This window comes from Pirellulaceae bacterium, assembly GCA_029243025.1.
Classification (GTDB): domain Bacteria; phylum Planctomycetota; class Planctomycetia; order Pirellulales; family Pirellulaceae.
On sequence record JAQWSU010000056.1, the window covers coordinates 119,966 to 128,680 of the forward strand.

5 protein-coding genes are annotated in these 8,715 nt (G+C 52.0%); 4 read left to right on the plus strand and 1 reads right to left on the minus strand.

Going from position 1 to position 8,715, the window contains the following annotated elements; all coding sequences use genetic code 11:
* Positions 1-121: 121 nt before the first annotated feature.
* Positions 122-2,608 (minus strand): DUF1553 domain-containing protein, encoded by a 2,487-nt coding sequence (locus P8N76_27920; protein MDG2385529.1) that lies wholly within the window; start codon positions 2,606-2,608, stop codon positions 122-124.
* A 473-nt stretch (positions 2,609-3,081) separates the two neighbouring features.
* On the opposite strand from P8N76_27920, the gene dnaG reads away from it, so the two are divergent.
* The 4 genes from dnaG to greA all read left to right on the plus strand — a co-directional run bounded on the left by dnaG (position 3,082) and on the right by greA (position 8,512).
* Positions 3,082-4,974, plus strand: coding sequence for a DNA primase (dnaG, locus tag P8N76_27925; protein MDG2385530.1), 1,893 nt, complete (start codon positions 3,082-3,084; stop codon positions 4,972-4,974).
* A gap of 236 nt (positions 4,975-5,210) precedes the next feature.
* Positions 5,211-6,875: a sigma-70 family RNA polymerase sigma factor gene (locus P8N76_27930; protein MDG2385531.1), complete on the plus strand. Its 1,665-nt coding sequence runs from the start codon at positions 5,211-5,213 to the stop codon at positions 6,873-6,875.
* A gap of 457 nt (positions 6,876-7,332) precedes the next feature.
* Entirely contained in the window at positions 7,333-7,881 is a 549-nt protein-coding gene (locus P8N76_27935) for a phospholipase (GenBank protein MDG2385532.1), read from the plus strand.
* 151 nt (positions 7,882-8,032) lie between these two features.
* Positions 8,033-8,512 (plus strand): transcription elongation factor GreA, encoded by a 480-nt coding sequence (gene greA / locus P8N76_27940; GenBank protein ID MDG2385533.1) that lies wholly within the window; start codon positions 8,033-8,035, stop codon positions 8,510-8,512.
* Positions 8,513-8,715: the final 203 nt, after the last annotated feature.

An 8,715-nucleotide genomic window follows, 5' to 3' on the forward strand; every position in this document is an offset into this window, starting at 1 on the left:
ACTTGCAGCTAAACGGTCCTTGTCGATTTCTCCTCAGGCTTAGCAGCTAACGCCCCGCTCGTCGATTTCAGATAGCAACGAGGCATTCTTCCGTTTCTTCTCCATCCGATGATTTGTCCGATCAATGATTAAAAAGGAACTCCTTGGTGTTAATTAACGCCCAAACAATGTCCTCAAATCCTTCTCGCGAGTTGTCTTTGGATTGGATGTATTCGGAAGCGATCCGCATCTCATCGGCATCAGGCTGCCTGGAAAACGCGATCAGGTACATTTCTTGAATTCGCTGATCGAGGGACCGCTTATCTTCCACCATCTTGGCGGCGCGGCCCGCGTCCGAAGAAACTTTGCCGAGAATGTCTTTTGAATTCAACAGATGCAGACTTTGCGCCAAGCTGGCATCAGATGACCGCTCACATTCACAAGCGCTACTTGATTCAGGACGTCCGAAAACGGTCAGGAAATAAGAATCGAAACCACTATCGGGAAGTTCGAACGCACGAGTTCCAACGGGCACACCAGGAAACGTGGTTTGCACGCCAGTCATCTGGTCAATTGCGTCCAAGAGAATTTCTGCATTCAGTCGACTGGGGTAATAACGAGAGTAGTTTTGCTTGTCCTTTTGGTTGTACTCGTTGGGCTCAGCACTCAACTGAAAAGTCTTCGACGAACAAATCGTCCGCATCAGATACTTGAGATCGTAGCCATGAGCGACAAAATCTTCCGCCAGGGCATCTAACAAGCGAGGATTCGACGCGGGATTCGTGACGCGCATGTCGTCTTCTGGATCGACAAGGCCGCGTCCAAAGACATGTTTCCAGTAGCGATTGACCAGCGCCTTGGCAAAGAATGGATTGTTCGGTTGCGTCATCCAATCAACAAGGACGTGTCGGGGGTCATCCAGTGGCGAGATTTCACTCGGCTCAGCATCGAGGCCTGTCGGGAGCAACGACTCACCCGTTTTGGGATTCTTCGCAGTCGCTTTGCCCTGCTTATGCACGATACGATCTTGATTCTTGAACTCACTCTTTTTCCGCCCCACGCGTGAATAGAAGGCGGAAAAACTGTGATAGTCACGCTGGCTCCATTTTTCAAACGGATGATGATGGCATCGGGCACATTGAATCCGCATACCGAGAAACAACTGAGCCGTGTCCTCCACTAAGGATGCTTGATCCCGTACCTCCCGATACCAAGCTACCGGTGGATGAATACTTACTTCGCCAGACGCGGCAATGATGTCACGAACGAAGTCATCGTAGGGTTGATTTTCGATGAGTCGATCCCGAATCCAATGGTAGAAGGCATACGTCGCTCGTTTATCGGCGTCATTACCTCGTTTATTCCGAAGAATAGCGGCCCATTTCGTGGCAAAGTTATGCGCGTAATCATTGCTGTCCAATAACCGATTAACAAGACGCACTCGCTTGTCGGCTGACGAATCGGCAGCAAATTCGGTCGCTTCCTTCAGCGTCGGAACTCGTCCGGCAATCGTGATCGTTGCCCGACGTAAAAAGGTTGGATCGTCGCACAATTCAGAAGGAGGTAAACCGAGTTCTTCCAATTGAGCAAATACAAGTTCATCCACATAACCGGACGGTTCGGGCAGATCAGAGACTGGCACGCCTAGTGGGAGCGTGGCACGAAACACATCAACGTGACCTTGAAAAATGCACATGACTGCGGCGGTACCCGTTTGTTGCTGTGTTTCCACCAGCCCAGAGGGGGTCACTTCGGCCATTTCCACATCGTTTGACTCCAACTGAGCCATGCGGGTCACATCGCGTGAGCTTCCATCCGAATAGTGCGCAATCACGATAATCTGCTGCTCGGCGTTGGCTTGCATCGTTCGTTTCTTCGGAAACACATCAATGCCGACTGGCACCGGGTCAGAATCCTTCCCGTACGGCATCCCCTGAGCCACCCAACGATGCAAAACACGATAGGGAGGCGAATCCGGTTCAATTCGTTGCCCTCCCCCATGAGGCGCTTCGCCTGTTGCCTTCATTAATAGAAGACTGCGATGCGGCGCGGCCGGAAACAGTCGTCGACCCCGCCCTTCCTTCGTCAAGAACTCAAAATCTTCGATCGGCTCAAATCCCAACAGGCTCAGCCGAAATCCATTTTGACCACTCGCCTTTCCGTGGCAGCCTCCGCCATTGCAGCCGTGCTTGGTGAATAAGGGAACGACGTCGTTGGCAAAATTAAGAGGTAGATCGTCGCTGAAGTGCTCGACCCGTAAAATCGCTGAAGCCGAGATCCCTTCGGAAGTCCGTGCCGTCACCGTGAGTTCACCCTCTAACAGAGGCGTCACGTGCCCAGCGGAGTCCACTTCGACCAATCCCGCCGATGAGGTGGAGTAAGTTACACGGCGCGTGTAATCCAATTGCTCACCATCCGCGGTCATCGCGGTCACGACCAACTGTTGAGAACCGTCCCGTCCCGCGATCACCGCGACTTCGCCCGGTTCGCGTCCAGTTTCAACCCGCAACTCAACGATTGCTTCGTTAGCTGTTTTGCCCTCAGACGTTTCCGCCCGGAGCAACGGGGTCAAAAGAGCCATACTGATCAAAACAAGTGAATGGGTGATCGCCCAATGACGCGATAGCATGCTTGAGGTCTCCTTCCTCGTGAAGGCAAAGCGGTGGGGGTCCAGGTGGGGCCGAATTACGACGCTGGGATTATCTCATTTTAAGAGTGGAATTTCAAGTAAAATTCAGGCCAAGCCTAATCCGGGCGTAACTTCCAAGTCATTGGGCTGACTCGATTTGTGAAAAATACCATCAAAACGCTTCCAACTTTTTTTTCCAACGTTGGGCCACCAATGGCCCCGACTCAGAATAACAGCTTTGCTCCGTTTTGGGCCGATTTGCGGCATCTCACCGGACGCCGCCCATCGAATCGCAACAACTTTTCCCTCTGAGTGCTAGCCTCTACGGTCGCGACTTGCTATGGATGGTGACAAGGATTCACGAGCCCAATGGATCGTGTTGACCCTTATCTGCCAATCTTTATAATTCGCCGGGGTGCTATGGAAGGCACTTCGCTGGGCATCACCAGAACCGGCCTAATCGGGTGGAATTCATGGACGAATTCTCACGTCGTGACCAGCAAGGGGCTTTCTCCCCATTCATGCCACAGGAGCTGCCGGTGTCTTTTGCAGGATCTGAAGACCTCAAGGAACGCGTTCGCCAATCGGTTGATATTTGCGAGCTAGTCGGCGAGCAGATTGAATTAATCCGACAAGGACAAGGTTTTGTCGGACTTTGCCCCTGGCACAACGATTCACGCCCCAGCCTCCAAGTCAACCCGGAGCGACAGACGTGGAAATGCTGGGTCTGCGACGTAGGCGGTGATGCATTTAGTTTCGTGATGCAACGAGAGGGCGTCGGCTTTCGCGAAGCATTGGCCATGCTGGCCGAACGGGCCGGTATCTCCCTACAAGCGTCCAATCACCCTCAACCGGCCCCCGGCAGTCCCGATGACAAACAAACGCTTTACCAGGCAATGGCCTGGGCATCGGAACAATTTCATCGCTACCTGCTTGAGTCAAAAGAAGCCGCGACTGCACGTGAATATCTCCAACAGCGACACATCACCTCAGAAAGCATCGCGCAATTCCAAATTGGATTTTCACCTCCCGATTGGCGCTGGCTACTGACGCGAGCTGAAGTTACGCCCTTCTCACCGCAGGTATTGGAAGCGGTTGGTTTAATTTTGAAGAGCCAACGCACCAACAATTGGTACGACCGATTTCGAGGTCGAGTTCTCTTTCCAATTCGCGACACACAGCGTCGTGCCATCGCAATCGGTGGACGGATCTTACCTGAACTCACCGATGACAAAACGGCCAAGTACATCAACTCTCCCGAAACCCGCTTATTCTCCAAAAGCGAACAACTGTACGGCCTCGACCTGGCTCGCGACGCTATCACCAAACAACGTTCAATTGTGATCACCGAAGGCTACACCGATGTCGTGATCGTACAACAACACGGCTTTGAGAACGTTGTGGCCGTGCTGGGAACCGCGTTGGGGCCGCGACACATTCAGCTAATCAAACGCTACGCGGACAGCATCACGTTGCTGTTGGACGGCGATACGGCCGGGCAACGACGCACCAATGAGATTCTCGACTTGTTCGTCACCAGCCAAGTCGACCTCAGAATTGCCACTCTTCCGGCCGGACTTGATCCGTGCGATTTTGTGATCGATCAAGGCGCAGCAGCATTGCAAGCACTGCTAGACTCCTCTCAAGATGCCTGGGACCACAAGATCACGCTCGAAACAGCGGGGCTGGATCCGATTCGCGACACCCATCGAGCCAACCGGGCCTTGGAATCCTTACTCGCCGTGATGGCAAAAGCTCCAGGTACTCAAGCGGATACCGCACAACGCCTACGAGAACAGCAGCTGTTAAACCGACTCTCGCGACAATTTCAAATCGAAGAAAGTCAGCTGCGTGATCGCTTACACGATGCTCGCCAGCAACAGCGTCCGCGTTTAAATTCACCTGACAAACCGATGGAAACACCGATTGCGCGCTCTTACCAACTCCAACCGGTTGAACAAGAGTTATTGGAATTGCTATTACGGCATCCGGAAGCAGTGCCATCAGTGCTAGAAGCAATTCGCGCCGACCAGTTGACTTCAGACATTGCCAAACTCATTTTTACAAGGTTTGAACAGCTTCAAACGGCCAATGTAACTCCAACCTTTGAGCGGTTGCTATTGTCGTTTGACGAGCCAGAGGTAAAAACATTGTTAGTGACTTTGGACGAAGCTGCTGCAAGCAAGAATATATCCGAACCAGCAGACGTAGTGAGTGACCTGATCAAAGTGTTCGAACGGCGTCAACTAGAAGACACATTACGACAAGGGCAAGCTGCTCTTGAATCGTCTAATTTGGATCAAGATCAAGCGATGGATTTGCTCAAGGACATGCTTCGCAAGAGGCAAGAGTTGATCGACAGCTAGTTCCAATTCGGAGCAAAGGAAAACAACATTTAGACAAGCCTCGTCGTTTTTCCCTGCGTGGAGTGAACCTTGGCTTCTCGAAAAAACCCAGTGGTTTGGTGATTCAGCGCTCACGGATGAGTTGCACACCCAAACCAATCGAACGCTCGTCCAGCAGCCCGCAAGCTGGGGGGCGGAAACCGCGTTCGAATCGTCGATGTCCTTAGAGCGCAAGAAGGCGCAGGAGGATGTGGCACGTGACGTATCTCGATACCGAACTGCATGAAATTATCACGAAGGGGAAAGACCGAGGGTTCCTAACCTACGATGAGGTAAACAAGTATCTTCCCGACGAAGATGTCAATCCTGAAAAGCTTGACAATCTTCTCTTTGCACTCGACGAAAAAGGAATCAAACTCGTCGAGAAAGCACCTGAGCCCAAGTTCGACAAAGTAAGGCCAGGACCCTCCGCGGAACAGGTGCAGGCCGCCAAGGATAAAAAAGAGGCCGAGGCCACTGCTCCGGCCGAAGATTTCCGCAAGATGGATAGCGATCCGATTCGGATGTATTTGAGTCAGATGGCTCACATACCGCTGCTTTCCCGCGAAGAAGAAATCTCGCTGGCAAAAAAGATCGAAGTTTCACGAAAACGATTTCGACGTACGGTACTCAGCAGTGACTTTGCGCTGAAGCAAACGGTCGAGACGTTGTCCCGCGTCCACAAGGGAGAACTCCCCTTCGACCGGACAATCAAAGTCTCACTGACCGAGCAGCTCACGAAAGAACAGATCACCGCTCGGATGCCACATAATTTGGCGACCCTGAATCACTTGATGCAGCAAAACGAGGCTGACTTCAAGCGAATCATCGCTCGCTCCACTCCCCCGCAAGAACGATCGTTGATTCGCTTACGATTCATCCGGCGAAGACGCAAATGCCTCCAACTGGCTGAAGAACTGAGTCTGCGTACACGACGGGTCCAGCCGCTCATGCGTCAACTGGAAGAATACTCCCAGCGAATGTTCCAAATCAAAAATCGGCTGGAAGTACTCCCTGTCGATTCCAGCACCAAGGACGAGCGGGCAAATTTACGCCGAGAGCTACGGGACTTAATGGTGTTAACCCAGGAGAGCCCCCGCAGCTTGGGAGAAAAATGCGATCGGTTCCGCTCGGAGTTTGAGCTGTATGAACAAGTCAAACGAGAACTTTCCAATGGAAATCTTCGACTCGTCGTCTCCATCGCCAAAAAATATCGCAACCGCGGCCTCAGCTTCCTCGACCTGATTCAGGAAGGAAATACGGGGCTGATGCGAGCCGTTGATAAATACGAGTACCGGCGTGGATTTAAGTTTTCCACCTATGCAACCTGGTGGATTCGACAGGCAATTACTCGAGCGATCGCCGATCAAGCTCGCACGATTCGAATTCCTGTCCATATGATCGACGTTCTCTCAAAACTTCGAAATATTCAGAAGCAATTATTACAGGAAAAGCGGCGGGAACCGACGACCTCCGAGATCGCAGATCGAGCCGGTTTGACGGTGGATGAAGCGAGAAGAGTGCTCGACATCGGCCGACATCCCGTCAGCCTCGATCGCCCCGTAGGCGACAGCGAAGATGCGTCATTCGGCGAATTCATTGAGGATCATACCTCTGACAGCCCTGTCCGAAACGCTTCCAACGGCATTCTTAGACAGAAAATCGAGGGACTTCTGAAAACACTGACTTACCGTGAGCGGGAAATCATCCGCCTCCGTTACGGGCTCGGAGACGGCTACACTTACACGCTGGAGGAGGTCGGACGAATTTTCAAAGTGACTCGTGAGCGAGTTCGACAAATCGAAGCCAAGGCGGTCCGCAAGCTCCAACACCCGGTTCGCAGCCAACAACTCGAGGGCTTCATGAAGGCAATCGCCGATTAAGAACTCAGCAATTTCCACAAGCCGTCGGTTGAGGGACTGGCGGCTTCTTTTTTGCGCTGCGTATAATGGAGAGGTGAGCAAGAGCCATTTCCGCGACGGTGGCAAAGGCTTTCGGTAAATCGCCTCAAAAAATCGACGCGTCAGGCCGGTAGATCTGTCCGCAGGCAAGACGTTCGGTGATTCTGGTGGGGCCATCGCCGGCAAAGCCCAATTGTCACTCAGTCCCTTATCGCGATAAAATATCACTTCCCTAGATGGGTCACACGAGAGAAGGAATTCTTGAGCCATGTCCGTATCGGCAACTGCGCTCCGAGAACTGCATCGGATTCTTCGACAACTTTCGGACCTTCGCTCCCGACTCGAAGGCGGACCGAGACAGATCCGGATTGGCGAAACAAATGTAGAGCAACTAGAAGCTAGGGTTACTGCAGCAAAAGAGCAGGCTACAAAAACCAGGATGTCTGCTGACTCAAAGGAGCTACAGCTCAAGGAACGTGAGGGTCGTATCTCAGACATCAGAACGAAGCTCAATAGCTGCAGCAGCAATCGTGAATATCAAGCGTTTATTGAACAAATTGCCGCTGACGAACAGGCTAACAGCGTTCTCTCGGACGAAATCCTGGAACTGTTCGACAAAGTTACCGAACATCAGAAAAAAGTCACCGAAGCGGTCGGGGCTCTGGAAAACGGGCAAAATGAACTGAATGCCATTCGCGCCCGGGTCGATACCGAACGGGAAAGTCTCGAGAACGATCTCGCACGCCTCTCCAAAGAGCTCGGAACAGCAGAAGACCAGCTGCCAGGCGACCTAAAGCTCGACTACCAACGGATTATCAAAAAACGAGGCGACGAAGGGCTCGCACCCCTCGATGGCGAATGCTGTGGTGGTTGTTTCACCACCATCACCACCCAAACACTCAATGAATTGATGCTCTCCCAAGCTGTTTTTTGTAAACATTGTGGCTGCCTCATGTATTTACCCGAGGATCACGCTTCGAGTGCCTAAGCCAAAATCAACGATGATCTTTACATCTGCTCGAGCCTGGCACAAAATGAAAAACATCGTCGATTAGTTCTGTGATTGGCGAGGAAAAAGATTCCGAAGACGGTCTTCGCTTTGAAGACCGTCCTTTTTTTCGCAACTGAGGAAACTTGCGATGTCAGACATCATCCCCATGACCCGTACGGGTTACAACAAAATTAAAGCCGAAGCCGAACGTCTCGAAAATGACGAGATGCCGAAAATCCTCAAGCGGCTGGCTGAGGCAAGAGCGGAAGGTGATCTCAAGGAGAACGCTGAGTATCACGGCGCACGCGAATCCCAAGGGATGATGCAAGCCAAGATCAATCAGCTCCGTGGCAAGCTCTCCTGCGCCAGCATAATCGACCCTTCCAAAATGCCGAAAGATGAAGTGGCGTTTGGGGCGACCGTCGTCGTCAAGGATCTCGACTACGACGATGAAGAAGAATACACCCTCGTTGGTGCCGGCGAAGAAGATTACGATTCCGGAAAGATTCTTTGCACCAGTCCGGTGGGCCAAGGATTAATCGGTAAAAAGGTTGGTGAGAAAGCGGAAATCGAAGTCCCCCGCGGAACACTCAAATTTGAAATTCTCTCGATTCGTTACGATTTGTAACTCCCAACCTGTCACATTTTCCGGCTGCATCATTCTTCCGATCAGGAGCCACCGAAAATCCCATGGCTCCAGGTGCTAGTTTTTTTTTACTTTTCACATTCCACATCCCCTCGCCAACATTCTGACGGACCTCACATTTCAGATCTTGAGCATTGCCATCGGCAAAGCTCGGTCCGACGTACGCTGTTTCCTTGCCATTTCTC